The organism is Actinoplanes octamycinicus (assembly GCF_014205225.1).
Lineage (GTDB): Bacteria > Actinomycetota > Actinomycetes > Mycobacteriales > Micromonosporaceae > Actinoplanes > Actinoplanes octamycinicus.
Genome location: NZ_JACHNB010000001.1, coordinates 6,975,758 through 6,995,349, shown reverse-complemented (window position 1 = coordinate 6,995,349; position 19,592 = coordinate 6,975,758). Strand labels below are relative to the sequence as shown.

The following is a 19,592-nucleotide window of genomic DNA, read 5'->3' as shown; positions in this document are numbered from 1 at the left end:
GATGGCCGTGCGAGTGATCGTCGGACTGTTGCTGATCGTCGCCGCGTTCGGCTCGGCCGGGCGCCGGCTGCTGATGCTGTACCGGCTGGGCCGCACCGCGCAGCCGGTGGAGCCCGGCCGCATCAGAGTCGGGGCCGCGCAGCTGCGTGGCGAGGCCGCCGAGGTGCTCGGCCAGCGCAAACTGCTCACCTGGACGGTGCCGGGGACCGCGCACCTGCTCACCTTCTGGGGGTTCCTGATCCTCGGGCTCACCCTGATCGAGGGCTTCGGCGCGCTGGTCGACCGGGACTTCCACATCCCGTGGATCGGCACCCAGCCGTGGCTGGGCTTCCTCGAGGACTTCTTCGCCGTCGCGGTCCTGCTCGCCGTGGCGGTCTTCGCCGGCATCCGGCTGCGCCACCGGCCGGCGCGCGAGGGAACCCGGTCCCGCTTCTTCGGCTCCCATCTGGGCGGCGCGTGGCTGATCCTCTTCATGATCTTCAACGTGATCTGGACCCTGCTGCTCTATCGCGGGGCACAGATCAACACCGGCAATTTCCCGTACGAGAACGGCGCCTTCGCCTCTGCAGCCGTCGCCCGGGTGCTCGCACCGCTGGGCGCCACCGCGAACGACGTGATCGAGACGGCCGGCCTCTTGCTGGCGCTCGGTGTCGTGCTCGGGTTCTTGGTCATCGTGGTGCACTCCAAGCACCTGCACATCTTCACCGCCGTGCCGAACGTGCGGCTGTCCCGCCGGCCGCGGGCGCTGGGCGCGCTGCAGCCGGTGCGCTCCGGTGGCAAGCCGGTCGACTTCGACGACCCGGGCGAGGACGACGTGATCGGCCGCGGCGCGATCGAGGACTTCACCTGGAAGGGGATGCTCGACTTCGCCAGCTGCACCGAGTGCGGCCGCTGCCAGTCGCAGTGCCCTGCCTGGAACACCGGCAAGCCGCTCTCCCCGAAGCTGCTGATCATGAGCCTGCGCGACCACGCCCTGGCCAAGGCGCCCTACCTGCTGGCCGGCGACGATCACGCGAACGTGGACGCGCTCGCGCTGGCCGAGGCGCAACGGCCGCTGGTCGGCGACGACGGGGTGATCACCCCGGACGTGCTGTGGTCGTGCACCACCTGCGGGGCCTGCGTCGAGCAGTGCCCGGTCGACATCGAGCACGTCGACCACATCGTCGACATGCGCCGCTACCAGGTGGTGATGGAGGCCAGCTTCCCCCGGGAGGCGGCGGTCCTGCTGCGCAACCTGGAGCACGCCGGTGACCCGTGGGGACGCGGCGCTCCGGCCCGGCTGGAGTGGACCGCGAAGCTGGACTTCCCGGTACGGGTGCTCGGCGACGGCGAGACGCTGCCCGAGGACGCCGAATACCTGTTCTGGGTCGGCTGCGCCGGCGCCTTCGACGAACGCGCGACGCGGACCAGCCGGGCGGTCGCCGAGCTGCTGCACACCGCCGGGGTGGAGTTCGTGGTGCTCGGCTCGGGGGAGACCTGCACCGGCGACCCGGCCCGCCGGCTCGGCAACGAGCTGCTCTTCCAGGAGCTGGCCCGGCAGAACGTGCAGACACTGACGTCGGCCGGAGTCCGCAAGATCGTGACCACCTGCGCGCACTGCTTCAACAGCCTGGGCAACGAATACCCGCAGCTCGGCGGCGATTTCGAGGTGGTGCACCACACGCAGCTGCTGTCCCGGCTGCTCGCCGAGGGCCGGCTCACCCCGGTCCGCCCGGTCGAGGCGACGGTGACCTACCACGACCCGTGCTACCTGGGCCGGCACAACCGGGTCTTCGCGGCGCCCCGCGACCTCCTCGGCAGCGTCGCCGGGGTACGCCTGACCGAGCCGGACCGGACCCGCGAGCGCTCCTTCTGCTGCGGCGCCGGCGGTGCCCGGATGTGGCTGGAGGAGCCGCTCGGCACCCGGATCAACGAGAACCGCACCGACGAACTGATCGCCACCGGCGCCGAGGTGGTCGCCGCGGCCTGCCCCTACTGCATCGACATGCTGGCCGACGGCGTGGCGCAGCGCGCCGCCGAGGGCGTGACCGTGACCGACGTCGCCGACGTCCTGCTGCGGTCCGTCCGCCAACCGGAAGAGGCTTCCTGATGATCACCACAACCGGGCTCGACCCGGACACCCTGGCGATGATGCTGTCCGCGCTGGACGACTTCGCGACCGGGGCGCTGCCGGAGAGCCGCCTGCTCGACCTGGACCACGAGGACGTCTGCCCCGAGGAGACCGTCCGGGCCATGTGCGGCGAGGACCTCGGCGTGCACCTGGTCTTCGTGCCCGAGGAGTACGGCGGTCTCGGCGGCGGCGCCTTCGACGCGTACCGGGTCTGCGAACGGCTGGCCCGGATCGACATCGGCGTGGCCACCTCGGTGTTCGCCACCTTCCTGGGCAGCGATCCGATCCTGGTCGGCGCGACCGCGGAGCAGCGCAAGGAGTGGCTGGGCCGGATCGCCGAGCGGGGCACCATGTTCGCCTACGGCGCCACCGAGCCGGAGGCGGGCAGCGACCTCGGCGCGCTGACCACCACGGCCACCCCGATCGAGACCGACGGGCGGATCACCGGGTACCGGCTCAACGGCCGCAAGCAGTGGATCAGCAACGGCTCGATCGCCGACGTCACCACGGTGCTCGCGCTCGCCCCCGGCGGCCCGTCCTGGTTCGTGGTGGAGAAGGGCACGCCCGGCTTCACCGCCGCGCCGCCGGAGGACAAGCACGGCATCCGGCTGTCCAACACCGCCGCGCTGTTCCTCGACGACGTGGAGGTCCCGGCCGAGCACCTGGTCGGCCGGGTCGAGGGCCGCGGCCTGCAGCAGGCGCAGCAGGTGTTCGGCTACACCCGGGTGATGGTCGCGGCGTTCGGCCTGGGCGGCGGCTGGGCCGCGCTGGACCGGGCGATCGCCTACTCCCAGCAGCGGGTGCAGGGCGGCACGCTGCTGGCCGCCAAGCAGGGCTACACCCACAAGCTGATCGTGCCGCACGTGGTCCGGCTGGAGGCCGCCCGCGCCTTCCTGGAGCAGACGGCGACCCTGATCGACGCCGGGGACAGCCCGGCGGCCACCCTCAACACCGCCGGCGCGATCGCGAAATACCTGGCCACCGAGTCCGGTAACGCCGCGGCCGAGGCCGCGATCCAGGCGCACGGCGGGTACGGCTACACCCGCCCCTACCTGGTCGAGAAGATCAAACGGGACGTCCGGATCACCACCATCTACGAGGGCACCTCGGAAATCCTCGAGATGACCATCGCCCGGGACCGGTGGCAGCAGCACCTCAAGACCCGCGGCGAGCACTACCGGGCCGAGGCCCGCGAGCTGGCCGGCCTGCCGGACGCGTGCGGCGCGCCGGCCGCGGCGCTCGCCCTGGACTGCCTGGCCGAGCTGCTCGAGGCGTGCCGGGCCGGGCGGCTGACCCGCCACCAGCACATCCTGCTGCGGCTGGGCGAGCTGATCGCGTACGCGGAAAGCGCCGCCGCCCTGGCCCGCCGCGCCGCCGGCACCCCCGCGCCCAAAGCGGACCGCCGCTTCACGCCCGACGACCTCGCCGCGATCAGCCGGGTCTTCGCCCGCGACGCCGCGCTGAAGGTGGCCGAGGAGGGGCTGCGCTGGCTCGTCGGCGCCGGCTCCGCCGACCTGGCCGCCACCCTGCCCCTCGACCGGGTCCGCGCCGTGCAGGCCGGCCTGATCGCCGACCTCGACCGGATCGCCGACGCGATCTACGGCCGGGCACCCACCCAGGAGACCCTGTCATGAGCACCACCCTGCCGCCCATCGCGATAGTCGGCGTCGGCGCGATCATGCCGGACGCCCCGGACGCCGCCACCTTCTGGACCAACCTGACGACCGGCCGGTACTCGATCAGCGACGTGCCGCCCGAGCGCTGGGACCCCGACCTGTACTACGACCCGGACCCGCACGCCCCGGACCGTACCTACTCCCGGATCGGCGGCTGGGTCCGCGACTACGACTGGAACCCGCTCGCCTGGCGGCTGCCGGTGCCGCCCACGGTCACCGCCCAGATGGACGAGGGTCAGCGCTGGTCGGTGGCGACGGCCCGGGCCGCGCTGCTCGACGCGGGCTGGCCGGACTGGCGGGTCGACCCGGACCGGACCGCCGTCATCCTCGGCAACGCGCTCGGCGGCGACAAGCACTACCGCACCCTGCTGCGGGTGCAGTTCGCCGAGGTGGAGCGGGCGCTGCGGGCCGCGCCGTCGTTCGCCGCCCTGCCGGAGGCGGCCCGCGACCGGCTGCTGGCCGAGTTCCGGGATCCGTTCCTGGCCGGCCTGCCGGAGATCACCGAGGACACCATGCCCGGCGAGCTGACCAACGTCATGGCCGGCCGGATCGCCAACCTCTTCGACCTGCGCGGCCCGAACTTCACCACCGACGCCGCCTGCGCCTCCGGGCTGGCCGCGATGTCCGCGGCCCTGCACGCCCTGCAGTCCGGCGAGGCCGACGCGGTGCTCACCGGCGGCGTGGACCGCAACATGAACGCCGGCGCGTTCGTCAAATTCTGCAAGATCGGCGCGTTGTCCGCGACCGGCACCCGGCCGTTCGACGCCGGCGCGGACGGCTTCGTGATGGGCGAGGGCGCGGCGCTGTTCGTGCTGCGCCGCCTCGCCGACGCCGAACGCGACGGCGACCGGATCTACGCGGTGCTGCTCGGCGTCGGCGGCGCCAGCGACGGACGCGGCAAGGGCATCACCGCCCCGAACCCGGTCGGCCAGCGGCTCGCCGTGGAACGCGCCTGGCAGCTGGCGGGCATCGACCCGGCGCTGGCCACCTGCGTGGAGGCGCACGGCACCTCCACCCGGGTCGGCGACGCCACCGAGCTGGCCAGCCTCACCGACGTGTTCGGCAAGGCCGGCGCGGCGCCCGGCAGCATCGCGCTCGGCTCGGTCAAGTCCAACATCGGCCACCTCAAGGCCGCCGCCGGCGCGGCCGGGATGGTCAAGACCGTGCTCAGCCTGCACGAGAAGGTGCTGCCGCCCAGCCTGCACTTCACCGATCCGAACCCGAACGTCGCCTGGGACAGCACCCCGTTCCGGGTCACCACCGAGCTGCGCGAGTGGCCCGAGCCGGCCGGCGGCGTCCGCTACGCCGGCGTCAGCGCGTTCGGCTTCGGCGGCACCAACTTCCACGCCGTCCTCGAGGACTACGTGCCCGGCCGGCACCGCGACCCGGGCGCGGCCCGCTCGTTCGCCGGCGCCGACCTGCCCCAGCCGGTAGCCGCGGTCACCCCACGGGCGCCGCTGCGCGGTGCCGCCGTGGTCGGCGGCCGCGACGACGCCGAGGTGCTGGCGAATCTGGAGACCCTGCGCGAGCTGGCCGCCGAGGGCGACGCCCCGCCGGTCCAGCCGCCGGACCCGGCCTTGGCCGGCGCGGCGGTGCGCGTCGCGATCGACTTCGCCGACCCGCCGGACCTGGCCGCCAAGGCGGCCAAGGCGATCCAGGCGCTGCGCGACGACAACGCCCCGCTGTGGAAGATGCTGCGGGCCCAGGGCGTCTTCCTGGGACGCGGCCGGCCCGGCAAGGTCGCCTTCCTCTACACCGGGCAGGGCTCCCAGTACGTCAACATGCTGCACGACCTGCGCGAGCGCGAGCCGATCGTGGCCGCGACCGTCGCCGAGGCGGACCGGGTGATGACCCCGCTGCTCGGGCAGCCGTTGTCGGCGTACGTGTTCGCCGAGCACCCGGACGCCGAGACCACCGGGCGGCTGGAACGTCAGCTCATGCAGACCGAGATCACCCAGCCGGCGGTGCTCGCCACCGACCTGGCGCTGACCCGGCTGCTCGGCGCCTACGGCGTCCGCCCCGACCTGGTGATGGGCCACAGCCTCGGCGAGTACGGCGCGCTGGTCGCCGCCGGAGTGCTTCCGTTCGATGCCGCCCTGGAGGCGGTCAGCGCCCGCGGACGGGAGATGGCCGGCCTGGCGATGGCCGACAACGGCGCGATGGCCGCGGTCACCGCCCCGCTCGACGAGATCGAACGGATCGTCGCGGCGACCGACGGCTACGTGGTGGTCGCCAACCTCAACAGCACCAGCCAGGCGGTGATCGGCGGCGCCACCGACGCGGTGCAGCGGGCGATCGAGTCCTTCGAGGCGGCCGGGATGACGGCCAACCGGATCCCGGTCAGCCACGCCTTCCACACCGCGATCGTCGCCCCGGTCAGCGAGCCGCTGACCGCGGTGCTGCGCCGCTTCGACGTACGCCCGCCGGCCCTGCCCATCGTGTCCAACGTGACCGGCGACTTCTACCCGGCCGGCGCCACCCCGGAGACGATCGTCGAGCTGCTCGGCCGGCAGGTCGCCTCCCCGGTGCAGTTCGTCCGCGGCCTGCGCACCCTGTACGCGGCCGGCGCCCGGATCTTCGTCGAGGTCGGGCCGAAGAAGGCGCTGCAGGGCTTCGCGGCCGACGTGCTCGGCGACGACGTGCTCAGCCTCTACACCAACCACCCGAAGACCGGTGACGTCGTCTCGTTCAACCAGGCGCTGTGCGGCCTCTACGCCGCGGGCCTCGGCTTCGGCGAGACCCCGGCCCCTGCCACGGCTCCGGCCCCGGCGCTTGCCACGCCCCCGGCTGCGGCCCAGACCCCGACGGAAGCGACGACCATGACCACCGACCGCTACACCGAGCTCGGCAAACTCTTCGCCGACGTGCTGGAGAAGGGCCTGCGCGTGTACTCGGGCGCCACGCCCACCGGATCACCGGTCAGCGCCGACCCCGTCGTGATCACCGGTGCCGCGCTCGGGCTGCCCGGCGTGCCCCGCGTCTTCGACGACGAGAACATCGCCCGGATCCTGGCCGGTCAGCAGTTCATCGACACCGTCCCGCACCGGCTGCGCCGGGCCATGGTGGACCGGCACATCACCCGGCTGGTCAAACCGCCGTCCGGCGACCCGACCTTCGTCACCATCGACAGCGAGGCCGACGTCATCAAACTCGCTGGTCGCGGCGCCGACGTCGACGTGGTCACCGAGTTCGGGGTGGACCCGGCCCGCGACGCGGCCCTGGACCGCTCCACCCGGCTCGCCATCGGGGCCGGCTTCGACGCCCTGCGCGATGCCGGGATCCCGCTGGTCATGCACTACAAGACGAGCACGCTGGGGACCAGCCTGCCGGACCGATGGGGGCTGCCCGAGGCGCTGCGCGACGACACCGGCGTCATCTTCGCTTCGGCGTTCCCGGGACTGGACAACTTCGTCCAGGAGGTGCAGGACTACTGCACCGACCGGGGCCACCGTGACCAGCTCGCCGCCCTGGAGGCGGTGCGCGCCCGGATGCGGGGCGACGAGCCGGCCACCGCCGAGATCGACCGGCGGATCCGCGAGCTGCGCCACGAGCTGGACAGCGACGGGTACACCTTCGACCGGCGGTTCCTGTTCCGCACCCTGTCGATGGGCCACTCCCAGTTCGCCGAGATCATCGGGGCGCGCGGGCCGAACACCCAGATCAACGCGGCCTGCGCCAGCACCACCCAGGCGGTCGCGCTGGCCGAGGACTGGATCCGGGCCGGCCGCTGCCGGCGGGTCGTGGTGATCTCCGCCGACGACGCCACCACCGACACCCTGCTGCCCTGGCTCGGCTCCGGCTTCCTGGCCTCCGGGGCGGCCGCCACCGACGACGTGGTCGAGGACGCCGCGATGCCGTTCGACCGGCGCCGGCACGGCATGATCGTCGGAATGGGCGCGGCCGCCCTGGTGGTCGAGTCCGCCGACGCGGCCCGCGAGCGCGGCCTGCAACCGATCTGCGAGGTGCTCGGCGCGGTCACCGCGAACAGCGCCTTCCACGGCACCCGGCTCGACGTCGACCACATCGGCCAGGTGATGGAACAGCTGCTCCGGCAGGCCGAGGCACGCGGTGTGGATCGGCACGCGATCGCGCCGTCCACCGTGTTCGTCTCGCACGAGACCTACACGCCGGCCCGCGGCGGCAGCGCGGCCGCCGAGATCAACGCGCTGCGCCGGGTGTTCGGCGCCGGCGCCGACTCGGTGGTCATCACCAACACGAAGGGCTTCACCGGGCACGCGATGGGCGCCGGCGTCGAGGACGTCGTCGCGGTCAAGGCGCTGGAGACCGGGATCGTCCCGCCGGTGCCGAACTTCAAGGAGCCCGACCCGGAGCTGGGGCAGCTCAACCTGTCCACCGGAGGGGCGTACCCGGTCCGCTACGCGCTGCGGCTGGCGGCCGGTTTCGGCTCGCAGATCGCGATGTCGCTGCTGCGCTGGACCCCGCCGCCGGACGAGCGACACCGGTCGCCGCGCGAGCTCGGCTACGCGTACCGGATCACCGATCCGGCCGCCTGGCAGCGCTGGCTGGCCGCGATCGGCGGGGGAGGCACGGACCTGGAGGTGGTGCAGCGCCGGCTGCGGATCACCGACCCCGGCACGCCGTCCGTCCCGGCCGTCACCCGGCCGGCGCCGCCCGCGCCGCAACCCGTCCCCGTCGCGCCCCCGGAACCGGTCGCCACGACGGACGAGATCACCGAGGCCGTGGTGGGCATCGTGTCGCAGCTGACCGGATATCCGCCCGATCTGCTGGATCTCGACCTCGATCTGGAGGCGGATCTGGGGGTCGACACGGTCAAGCAGGCCGAGGTGTTCGCGGCCGTGCGGGAGCGGTTCGGGGTGGCCCGTGACGACACGCTGCGGCTGCGTGACTTCCCGACGCTGACCCACGTGATCGGCTGGGTGCGGGAGAAGACCGGGGTCGCGGTCGCCGACCCGGTTCCGGCTCAGATCAACCCCCTTGACGGTACGAGCAGCGCCCCGGCCGACGAGGTCACCGAGGCCGTGGTGGGCATCGTGTCGCAGCTGACCGGATATCCGCCCGATCTGCTGGATCTCGACCTCGATCTGGAGGCGGATCTGGGGGTCGACACGGTGAAGCAGGCCGAGGTGTTCGCGGCGGTGCGGGAGCGGTTCGGGGTGGCCCGTGACGACGCGCTGCGGCTGCGTGACTTCCCGACGCTGACCCACGTGATCGGCTGGGTGCGGGAGCGGACCGCCGCCGTGCCGGCCGCGCCGGTGCAGGCGCCGCCCGCCACGGTCACCGGCGCCCCGGCGACGACCGGCTCGATCACCCGGCGGGTGCCGGTCCCGGCACTGCGTCCGGACCTGACCGGCTGCCTGCCGACCGGGATCAGCCTGGGCGGCGGCACCCGCATCCTGGTCATGCCGGACAGCGGCGGCGTCGGCGAGGCCCTCGCCGCCGACCTGCGCACGCGCGGCGCGGAGGTGCTGGTGCTGCACCCCGGCGAGCCGGACCAGGGTCAGGCCGACTTCCTCGCCGCAGGGCCGGTGCACGGCGTCTATTGGCTGGCCGCGCTGGACGACGAGGGCCCGCTGGACCGGCTCGACGCGGACGCCTGGCACGCCGCGCTGCAGAGCCGGGTTCGCGCGCTGTACGCGACCATGCGCCGCTGCTACGAGCACAGCCCGTTCCTGGTCACCGGAACCCGCCTGGGCGGATACCACGGTTACGACGAAGCCGGGGCGACCTGCCCGCTCGGCGGCGCGGTCACCGGATTCGCCAAGGCCTACCGGCGAGAACGCCCGGACGCCGTGGTGAAGGCGGTCGACTTCGGCGCCGGGCAGAACCCGTCGGCGCTGGCGACCCTGCTGGTCGAGGAGACGCTCAGCGACCCCGGGTGCGTCGAGGTCGGCTACGCCGGCGGGCACCGCTGGGGAGTCGGGCTCGCCGAGCGCCCGTTCCCGTCGCAGCACGCGGAACTCGGCCCGGACCAGGTCTTCGTGGTCACCGGAGCGGCCGGCAGCATCGTCTCGGCGATCACCGCCGACCTGGCCGCCGCCTCCCGGAGCACGTTCCATCTGCTCGACCTGACCCCGGAACCCGACCCGGCCGACCCGGACCTGCGCCGGTACACCGAGGACCGGGACGCCTTCAAGACCGAGCTGGCCGCCCGGATGCGCGAGCGCGGCGACCGGCCCACCCCGGCCCGGATCGAACGAGAACTGGCCCGCCTGGAACGCCTGCAGGCAGCACTGACGGCGGTCCAGGCCGTAGAGCGGGCCGGCGGCACGGCCCACTACCACCAGGTCGACCTGACCGACCCGGACGCTGTCCGGCAAGCCCTGACCCGGGTGCGCGAACGGCACGGCCGGGTCGACGTGCTGCTGCACGCCGCCGGGGTGGAGATCAGCCACCTGCTGCCGGACAAGAAACCGGACGAGTTCGCCCTGGTCCTCGGGGTCAAAGCGGACGGCCTGCACACGGTTCTGCGCGCCCTGGACGGCGTGCCGCTGGGTGCGGTGCTCGCGTTCAGCTCGATCGCCGGCCGGTTCGGCAACGCCGGGCAGACCGACTACAGCGCCGCCAACGACCTGCAGTGCAAGATCTTGAGCAACGTGCGGCGGACCCGTCCGGACACCCGGGTGTGCGCGATCGACTGGACCGCCTGGGGCGACATCGGGATGGCCACCCGCGGCTCGATCCCGGCGATGATGGCCCAAGCCGGGGTGGAGATGCTTCCGGCCGAGGCGGGCGTGCCCTGGGTCCGGCGCGAGCTGGCCTCCGGTGTGCCCGACCGCGAGGTGGTCGTCGCCGGGGCGCTCGGCGCGCTGGCCGCCGAGCCGCACGAGACCGGTGGCCTCGACCCGGCCGGATGGCCGTCCGCCGGGGCCTGCACCGGCCGGGTGACCCGGTTCAGCGTCCACGACGGCCTGGTCGTGGAGAGCGTCCTCGACCCGGCCCGGGTGCCGTTCCTCGACCACCACCGCATCGACGGCGTCCCGGTCCTGCCCGGCGTGATGGGCATCGAGGCGTTCGCCGAGGCCGCCTGCCGGCTGGCCCCCAGCCTGCACCTCGTCGGCGCCGACGAGGTGGACTTCCTGGCCCCGGTGAAGTTCCACCGCGACGAGCCGCGCACGCTGACCGTGACCGCGCTGCTGCGGCCGGACGGCGCCGGCCTGGCCGCCGAGTGCCGGCTCAGCACCGAGCGGACCCTGCCCGGCGCCGACCGGCCGCAACGGACCGTCCACTTCACCGGCACGATCCGGCTGGCCGCCGAGCCCTCGGTGCTGGAACCGGCGAAGACCCCGGTCCCCGGGCCCGGCGACGCCGGGACGCTCACCCCGGCCGACGTCTACCGGCTCTACTTCCACGGCCCGGCGTACCAGGTGGTCGAGGATGCCTGGCCGGTCGGTGCCGGGGCCGCCGCCCGGTACGCCGCCGACCTGCCGCCGGCAACCGGCGAGCCGACGCTGACCGCCGCCCGCCTGCTGGAGCTGTGCTTCCAGACCGCCGGGCTGGTCGAGGCCGGTCACGAGGGCCGGCTGGCCCTCCCGCGGCACGTCGGCGCCATGCGGCTGAGCGCCGCACCTGCCGAACGGGCCGGACTGCTGGCCGTCGTCGAACCGGACGGTTCCGGCGGGTTCGACGCCCAGGTCGTCGACGGGGACACGGTCGTCCTGTCGGTGCGCGGGTACCGGTCGGTGCCGCTGCCGGACACCCCGCCCGCCGAGGTGATCGCCCCGATCCAGTCGATCCTGCGCCGAGGCTGAGGAGGCCGACGCCATGCCCGCAACCATCCACCGGTTGGCGATCGTCAACCGAGGCGAGGCCGCGATCCGGGCACTGACCGCGGTGCAGGAGCTCAACCGGGCCGGCGACCGGCCGCCGATCACCACGATCGCCCTCTGGACCGACCCGGACGAGCACGCCTGGTTCGTCCGGGAGGCGGACGAGGCCGTCGCGCTCGGCCCGGCCACCTACCTCGACCCGGACTCCGGGCACCGGCAATCGGCCTACCTGGACGAGCCCGCGGTGCTGGCCGCCGTGCAGGCGGCCGGTGCGGACACGGTCTGGGTGGGCTGGGGGTTCCTCGCCGAACGCGCGTCCTTCGCCGAACGCTGCGAGCAGGCCGGCATCACCTTCGTCGGCCCCTCCGCCGCCACCATCCGGCTGCTCGGCGACAAGGTGGCCGCGAAACGCCTGGCACAGAGCGCGCACGTGCCGGTGGTGCCGTGGAGTGGCGAACCGGTGGAGAACCTGGACCAGGCGCGCGGGCACGCGACCCGGCTCGGCTACTCGCTGGTGCTCAAGGCGGCCGCCGGCGGGGGCGGCCGCGGCATCCGGCTGATCCGGGCCGAGGCGGACCTGGCGGTCGCGCTCCGTTCCGCCCGTGACGAGGCCGCGCTGGCCTTCGGCGACCCGACGGTCTTCCTGGAACGCCTCGTCCCGGCCGCCCGGCACGTCGAGGTGCAGGTGATCGCGGACTCCTACGGCACGGCCTGGGCGGTCGGGGTGCGCGACTGCACCCTGCAGCGCCGGCACCAGAAGGTGATCGAGGAATCCGCGTCGACCGTCCTGAACCCGGGCACTGAGGAGGCCATCCGCGACGCGGCGGTGCGGGTCGTGACGGCGACCGGCTACCTCGGCGCGGGCACGGTGGAGTTCCTGGTCGACCCGGACACCGGGCACTTCCTGTTCATGGAGGTCAACACCCGGCTGCAGGTGGAGCATCCGGTCACCGAGGCGACCACCGGGCTGGACCTGGTGAAATTGCAGCTGCACGTGGCGTCGGGCGGCCGGCTGACCGGGAACCCGCCGCCGGTGCGCGGGCACGCCGTGGAGGCCCGGCTCTGCGCCGAGGACCCGGAGAACGACTTCGCCCCGGCGCCGGGACGGCTGGCCCGGCTCGTCCTGCCGGCCGGCAGCGGCATCCGGGTGGACAGCGGGGTGCGCGAGGGCGACCGGATCCCGGCGGACTTCGACTCGATGATCGCGAAGATCGTCGCCTGGGGCGCCGACCGGACCGAGGCGCTGTCCCGGCTGCGGCGGGCCCTGGCCCAGACCACCGCGGTGATCGAGGGCGGCACCACCAACCGGTCGTTCCTGCTCCACCTGCTCGACCGGCCGCAGGTGCGCGCCGGCGACTTCGACAACCACTGGCTGGACCGGCTGACCGGCGCGGGCGGGCACCTGCCCGCCGCTGACCCGGTGGCGCTGCTGGTCGCCGCGGTCACCGCCTACGACGCCGACGAGGCCGACGAGCGGGTCGCCTTCCTCGCCCGGGCCGCCCGCGGTGGCGTCGAGGCGCCGCCCGGGACCGGGCACCGGTGCCGGCTCACCTACCGCGGACACCGGTACGACCTGCACGTCTACCGCACCGGCCCGGTCACCTACCGGGTGGTGGCGGCGGACGGCGCGGCCGACCTGGGCCTGGCCGGTCAGGGCGGTCCGGAGAACCGGGTGACCGTCGCCGGGCGTACCCACCGCTGCCTGACCACGGTGGAGGGCGCCACCATCCGGGTCGACCTGGACGGGATCGCGCACACCGTGTCCCGCGACGACGGAGGCGTGGTCCGCTGCGCCGGCCCGGCGTTCGTGGTGGCGCTGCGGGTGGCGCCCGGTGACACCGTGGTGGCCGGGCAGCCGGTCGCGGTTCTGGAGAGCATGAAGATGGAGTCGACGCTGGCCGCGCCGTTCGGCGGCACCGTCGTGGCCGTCGAGGTCGCCGAGAACGCCCAGGTCGAGGCGGGCGCGGCGATCGTACGGATAACCGCTTCGGAGACCCGGACCAGCGGCGATGCCGCCACCGTGCAGCTGACCGGGCTGACCGCGGCCCCGCCCCCGGGCACCCCGCCGTGCGACCGCGTCTACCAGGCGTTGCGCGGCTACCTGCTCGGCTACGACCTGGATCCGGCCACGCTGCGCGAGATGCTGACCCGGCAGCGCCGGCTCGGCGAAGTCTCGCCACCGGCCGACCCGGGCCTGCTGCGCTGCGAGGACGGCCTGATCGACCTGTTCGCCGACATCGGCGCGCTGTACCAGCCGCGGGAGTCCGCCGACGCCGACCCGGACGACCCGGCGGCGGCCGGCAGCGGCCGCGAGCACTTGAACGCCTACCTGCAGTGGCTCGACGCGGACCGGGCCGGCCTGCCCTTCGACTACCGGGAACGCCTGACCCGGGCGCTGCGCCGCTACCGGGTGGACGGCCTGGCCCGCACCCCGGCGCTGGATCAGGCGATGGTGCTGCTGGCCCGTTCGCTGCACCGCGTCGACGAGGTCGTCCCGGCCGTGCTGGCCATCCTGGACCGCCGCCTGCACCACCGGGCCGCGCTGGTGCCGCTGACCGATGACGACACCCGGGCCCGGCTGGACCGGCTGGCCGCGGCCACCCGCAGCCACCGGCCGGTGGTCGCCGACCTGGTCCGCGAGGTCCGGTTCCGGTTCGTCGACGAGCCGCTGCTGGCGGCCGCGGTGGCCGAGGAGTACACCCGCGCCCGGGAGCACCTCGACGCGTTGCACGCCGAGCCGGGACGCGCCGACCGGGCCGAGCGGGTGGCCGGCCTGATCGCCTGCCCGCAGCCGCTGCACGGCACGCTGGTCCACGCGTGGCGGGACCACGCCGATCCGGCCCTGCACCAGGCGTTGCTGGAGGTCTTCACCCGCCGCTACTACCGGGTCGCCCAGCTCACCGGGCTCCGCTTCGCCGAGGTGGGCGGCCACCAGGTGTGCGTGGCGGACTGCTCCGAGGGCTACCGGCTGATCACCGCGTTCCTGCCGGTCGCCGACCTGCCCCGGCTGGCCCGCGCGGTCGTCGCCGACCGGGTCGCCGACCCGGAACCGGCGGTGCTCGACGTGGCCGCCTGGCGGGACGAGCCGGACAGCGGCGAGGACGAGGTGGTCGCCGAGCTGGACAAGATGCTGGCCGAGACCGGCCCCGGCCCCGGGCTGCGCGGGCTGAACGTCGCCGTGACCGGCGCGGACGGCCGACGGGTCAATGTCAGCTACCGGCCGGGCGACGCAGGCCTCACCGAGGACCCGCGTTACCGGAACCTGCACCCGATGTTCGCCGCTCGGCTGGAACTGTGGCGGCTGGGCAATTTCCGGCTGCGCCGGTTGCCGTCGGAGGCCGAGGACGTCTACCTGTTCGACGCGGTGGCCCACGACAACCCGGCCGATCATCGCCTGTTCGCCCTGGCCGAGGTGCGTGACCTGACCGTGGCCCGGGACGCGGACGGTTCCGCGCGGTACCCGCGTCTCGAGCTGATCGGTCTGCTCAGCCTCTCCGCGATCCGGGCCGCCCGGGCGGCGCTGCCCGAGCGGCAGCGGCCGGTCAGCCGGCTGGTGCTCTACGTGCAGCCGCCGTGGGACCTGACACCCGCGGCCTGGCCCGGACTGGCCCGGTCGCTGACTCCGCTGTCCGCGGGCGCCGGGCTGGACAAGGTGGTGCTGCGGGTGCGGCTGCCCGAGGGCCGGGACACGGTGCTGCACGTCGAGGCGTTCGGCAACGACGTCACCGTCCGGGAACGGCCGCCCGGACGGGAGGCGATCCGGCCGCTGACACCGTACCGGCAGAAGCTGCTGCGGGCCCGGCGGCTGGGAGCGCCTTATCCGTACGAGATCGTCCGGATGCTGACCCCCCCGGTGGGCGCGGTCGCCCGGTTCCCGCACGGCCGGTTCACCGAATACGACCTGGACCAGGAGAGCAGGCTGGCCGCGGTGTCCCGGCCCTACGGGTTGAACACGGCGAACATCGTGACCGGCGTGCTGGCCAGCGACACCACGAAGGTGCCGGAGGGCATGGAGCGGGTGATCGTGCTCGGCGACCCGACTCGGGGACTGGGCAACCTGGCCGAACCGGAGTGCCGGCGGATCATCGCCGCCCTCGACCTCGCCGAGCGTCGTGGACTGCCGGTGGAGTGGTTCGCGCTCTCCTCCGGCGCCCGGATCGCGATGGACAGCGGCACCGAGAACATGGACTGGATCGCCGCGGTGCTCCGCCGGCTGATCGAGTTCACCCAGGCCGGTGGCGAGGTGAACGTCGTCGTCACCGGGATCAACGTGGGCGCCCAGCCGTACTGGAACGCCGAGGCGACCATGCTGATGCACACCCGAGGCATCCTGATCATGACGCCGGCCAGCGCGATGGTGCTGACCGGCAAGCAGGCCCTCGACTTCTCCGGCGGCGTGTCGGCCGAGGACAACTTCGGCATCGGCGGCTTCGACCGGATCATGGGACCGAACGGGCAGGCCCAGTACTGGGCCGCGGACCTGGCCCAGGCGTGCGAGATCCTGCTGCGGCACTACGAGCACACGTACGTGGTGCCGGGGGAGTCCGGCCCGCGCCGGCGGCACACCACGGACCCGGCCGATCGCGACGTGCGCACCGCGCCGCACCGCGGGCTGCCCGATTCCGATCTGCGCACGGTCGGCGACATCTTCTCCGCCGGGCGCAACCCGGAGCGCAAGAAGCCCTTCGACATGCGCTCGGTGCTGCGCGCGGTCGCCGACACCGACGCCGAGCCGCTGGAACGCTGGGCGCACTGGCGCGGCGCCGAGACCGGCATCGTCTGGGACGCGCACCTCGGTGGGATCCCCGTCTGCCTGCTCGGCATCGAGTCGCACCCGGTGCCGCGCCGCGGGTTCGTGCCGGCCGGCGGCCCAGCGGCGTGGACGTCCGGCACGCTGTTCCCGCAGTCGTCGCGCAAACTCGCCCGGGCGATCAACGCGGCCAGCGGCAACCGCCCGCTCGTCGTGCTGGCCAACCTCTCCGGTTTCGACGGCTCGCCCGAGTCGATGCGGCGCTGGCAGCTGGAATACGGCGCGGAGATCGGCCGGGCGGTCACCAACTTCCGCGGCCCGGTGGTGTTCGTGGTGGTCTCCCGCTACCACGGCGGCGCGTTCGTGGTCTTCTCCAAGCGGCTCAACGAACGGATGGAGATCGCCGCGGTCGAGGGATCGTTCGCCTCGGTGATCGGCGGGGCGCCGGCCGCGGCCACCGTGTTCGCCCGCGAGGTGCGACACCGCACCGACCAGGACCCCCGGGTACGGGAGGCCGCCGAGCGACTGCGTGCGGCCGGCGGGAGCGAGGCCGGCAAGCGGCGGGCCCACCTGGCCGAGATCACCGCGGCGGTCCGGTCGGCCCAGCTCGGCCAGGTCGCCGACGAGTTCGACGCCGTGCACACCGTGCGGCGGGCGGTGGCCGTGGGCTCGGTGGACCGCATCATCCCCGCGGCCGAGCTGCGGCCCTACCTGATCGACGCGGTGGAGCGCGGCCTCAGCGCAGCGGCCGGGTGAGCCAGGAGTGCCGGGGTGACGCCGTCGCCAGCCGGTCCGGGGTCGCCAGCGCGATCGGCTTCGGGCCGGCCACCCTGCCGACCACGGTGACCAGGAACGACCCGTAGCGGCGCCACCAGCCGGGGAAGTCGGGACCGCCGGTCTCGCGTACCGAAAGCGGAGCCCACCCGGTGCCCGGCGGATCCGGCACCGTCACCTCGACCTCGCGGGTGTCCCGGCGCAAGCCGGACTGCAGCACCTTGAGCGCGCTCTCCTTGGCCGACCAGATCAGGTTGGCCGCCGCGTCCCGCGCGTCGCCCGAGGGCAGGCCGGTGACCAGCCGCTGTTCCGCCTCGGTGAGGAAGTCCTGGACGAACCCGGGGGTGCGCGGCTCGACCAGCTCCAGGTCGCAGCCGACAGCGGGTCCGGCCATGCAGATCGCCCAGCCGGCCCGGTCCGAGATCGACACGTCGACGCCGAGCGGGACGCCGTCGACCCGGACGACCGGCGCGCCGCTGGGTGCGTTGCCGACCTCGATGGCGGCCAGCTCCGGCGGGTCGGCCGGGCGTCCCAGCAGCGCCGCGACGGTGTGCTTGGCGACCAGGCGGCGCAGCAGGAACTCGTCGTGCCGCTTGCGATAGCGCAGCCCGGCAGCGCGGGCCTGCTCGGCCGGGCTCAGCCAGCCGGTGCCGGCCGGCAGGTCGGCCTCGCCCACGGCCAGCCAGCGCGGAGCCTCCATGAAGTCATTCTGCGCCCACCGGCCGGGCGCCGACAGTGCCCGGCCGAGGTGGTCGCCCAGCCCTCAAGGACACCGCGGCGCCGTGGGCTGGTTCGCCGGTCAGCGGGAAGTCCGGCGGGTGCGGCTGCTTCGCGCCCGCCGACTGCCGGTCACGATCGGAATGCGGCTGCCATCTCGGCCTGGCGTTGCAGCACCTGGTTCATCCGGGCTTGGACCGCGTCGAGCTGCCCGATGGTGTCGCTGGAGGTGTGGATGCCCTCGGCGACTGCGCGGCTGGAGTTCTGGATGCCGGCGATCTGCTCGGTGACCTTCTGGGTGGCCTCGGCGGTTTCCCGGGCGAGATCCTTCACTTCACTGGCGACGACGGCGAAGCCCTTACCGACCTCGCCGGCGCGCGCGGCCTCGATCGTCGCGTTGAGCGCCAGCAGGTTCGTCTGTTCGGCGATCGACGAAATGATCTTGATGACGTCGCCGACCGCCGCAGAAGCGTGGGAGAGGGCCTGAACCTCGGTGGTCATCGTCTGGGATCCGCTCGCGGCCAGCGCGGCGACCCGGCCGGCATCCTCGGACGCGGCCCGCAGCTCGGCGACGGTGTCGAGCAACTGGCGTGCTTTCGCGGCGTCGCTCTCGACCCGGCGCAGCACCGACATCCGCTGCGACACCAATTGCTGCACATTGCGCAGCGCGGCGGCCCGGGAGTCGCTGAGCTGGATGCTTTCGGTGGTGAAGAAATCCATCGTGCCGATGACGGTGCGGCCGTCCATGATCGGAAAACACACCCCGGAGCGCACGCCCGCCCGCTGCGCCGCGGGTGCCCGGACGCAGTCGGTCACCTCGGCCAGGTCATGAACGAAGACCAGGTCCCGGGCCCGCCACGCCCGCCCGGACAGGCCGACCCCTTCGGCGAACGAGGCAGCCAGGGTGACCTTGCGGAACTCCTCGCCGGCCGATCCGGACTCACAGTTGAAGCGCAGGACCTGCTCGGCCTCGTCGAGCGCCCAGTACGAGCCGTACGCCCAGCCGAACGCGGTACGGACCCGGTCGAGCGCGGTCCGGATCGCCGACTGCTGGTCGAGCGCCTCACCGACCTCGGCGACCACCGTCGTGACCGCAGCCCGGTCGCTGAGGGTCTCCCGCAGCTCGGAGGCAGCGACGGCGTGCAAGCCGGTGAGCACGGCGATGCGAGTGATCGCCGCCCACTTGTCGCTGGCGAAGGCGGGCAGCGGCTGCCGGCCGTAGAACTCGAGGACCCCGGCCACCTTGCCGTCGTGCACGATCGGGACCGTCGCGGCCTCGACCATGCCGGCCCGGTGTGCAGCCTGCCACCGCAGGCACGAGCTGCCAGCCTGCGGCGTCTCGCTCAGAGTGATCGCCTGCTGGCTGGCGACGGCTGCCCCGAGCAGACCGTCCGCCGATGTCAGCGTGTCCGTCCCACCGATGGCCGCGCGCAAGGCGGGGCCGATGGCACCGGTCTCGAAGGTGAGCGTGTACCCGCCGCGCTCGTTACGGCTCCACAACGCCCCGTAGTCCAGGCCGAGGACGCTCACCAGAGTGCTGGTGATCTTGGCCCGGCCGTCCTGCACTGATGCCGCACCACCCGCCAGCACCTCGATGACCCGCTCCAGCGCCTCGACATCGCGTGGTACCGGGCGGACAACCTGTAGTTGCTGCCGACGACCGAACCAAGCCATCCCCAACTCCTTCCGTGGCGCCCGCGTCTGGCGCGGCCGGAGCGAGACAGTTGGCCCGCGTCATGGTCCCGTTCGACCCGTCACCACGCGACGCTGAGTGCAGGCCGGTTGCCAGGGGAGTGCTGGTAAACGGCCCCGCTGGC

Annotated in this window: 6 protein-coding genes; 4 read left to right on the top strand and 2 right to left on the bottom strand. The window is 73.7% G+C overall.

The window, feature by feature from the left end; translation table 11 throughout:
• The first annotated feature begins 1 nt into the window (after position 1).
• The 4 genes from BJY16_RS31305 to BJY16_RS31290 are packed head-to-tail and all read left to right on the top strand — an operon-like array spanning position 2 to position 17,040.
• Positions 2 to 2,089, top strand: coding sequence for a (Fe-S)-binding protein (locus BJY16_RS31305; RefSeq protein WP_185046757.1), 2,088 nt, complete (start codon positions 2 to 4; stop codon positions 2,087 to 2,089).
• Positions 2,089 to 3,744, top strand: a complete 1,656-nt coding sequence (locus BJY16_RS31300) for an acyl-CoA dehydrogenase family protein (RefSeq protein WP_185043134.1) — start codon at positions 2,089 to 2,091, stop codon at positions 3,742 to 3,744. Before BJY16_RS31305 ends, BJY16_RS31300 begins: the two co-directional genes overlap by 1 nt.
• Positions 3,741 to 11,516 carry a type I polyketide synthase gene (locus tag BJY16_RS31295; protein WP_185043133.1) on the top strand — a complete coding sequence of 2,592 codons (7,776 nt, stop codon included), beginning with the start codon at positions 3,741 to 3,743 and terminating at the stop codon, positions 11,514 to 11,516. The genes BJY16_RS31300 and BJY16_RS31295 overlap by 4 nt, the downstream gene beginning before the upstream one ends.
• Before the next feature lie 13 nt (positions 11,517 to 11,529).
• On the top strand, positions 11,530 to 17,040 hold the full coding sequence (locus BJY16_RS31290; protein ID WP_185043132.1) for an ATP-binding protein: 5,511 nt from the start codon (positions 11,530 to 11,532) through the stop codon (positions 17,038 to 17,040).
• Here BJY16_RS31290 and BJY16_RS31285 read toward each other — a convergent pair.
• On the bottom strand, positions 17,021 to 17,758 hold the full coding sequence (locus BJY16_RS31285; RefSeq protein ID WP_185043131.1) for a 4'-phosphopantetheinyl transferase family protein: 738 nt from the start codon (positions 17,756 to 17,758) through the stop codon (positions 17,021 to 17,023). The genes BJY16_RS31290 and BJY16_RS31285 overlap by 20 nt on opposite strands.
• A gap of 149 nt (positions 17,759 to 17,907) precedes the next feature.
• Entirely contained in the window at positions 17,908 to 19,449 is a 1,542-nt protein-coding gene (locus BJY16_RS31280) for a methyl-accepting chemotaxis protein (RefSeq protein WP_185043130.1), read from the bottom strand.
• Between the last annotated feature and the right edge of the window lie 143 nt (positions 19,450 to 19,592).

What these genes read in the sequence shown, in the direction of transcription:
- BJY16_RS31305 (WP_185046757.1), top strand. Translation starts at nt 2, where the DNA reads ATGGCCGTGCGAGTGATCGTCGGACTGTTGCTGATCGTCGCCGCGTTC.
- BJY16_RS31300 (WP_185043134.1), top strand. Translation starts at nt 2,089, where the DNA reads ATGATCACCACAACCGGGCTCGACCCGGACACCCTGGCGATGATGCTG.
- BJY16_RS31295 (WP_185043133.1), top strand. Translation starts at nt 3,741, where the DNA reads ATGAGCACCACCCTGCCGCCCATCGCGATAGTCGGCGTCGGCGCGATC.
- BJY16_RS31290 (WP_185043132.1), top strand. Translation starts at nt 11,530, where the DNA reads ATGCCCGCAACCATCCACCGGTTGGCGATCGTCAACCGAGGCGAGGCC.
- BJY16_RS31285 (WP_185043131.1), bottom strand. Translation starts at nt 17,758, where the DNA reads ATGGAGGCTCCGCGCTGGCTGGCCGTGGGCGAGGCCGACCTGCCGGCC.
- BJY16_RS31280 (WP_185043130.1), bottom strand. Translation starts at nt 19,449, where the DNA reads ATGGCTTGGTTCGGTCGTCGGCAGCAACTACAGGTTGTCCGCCCGGTA.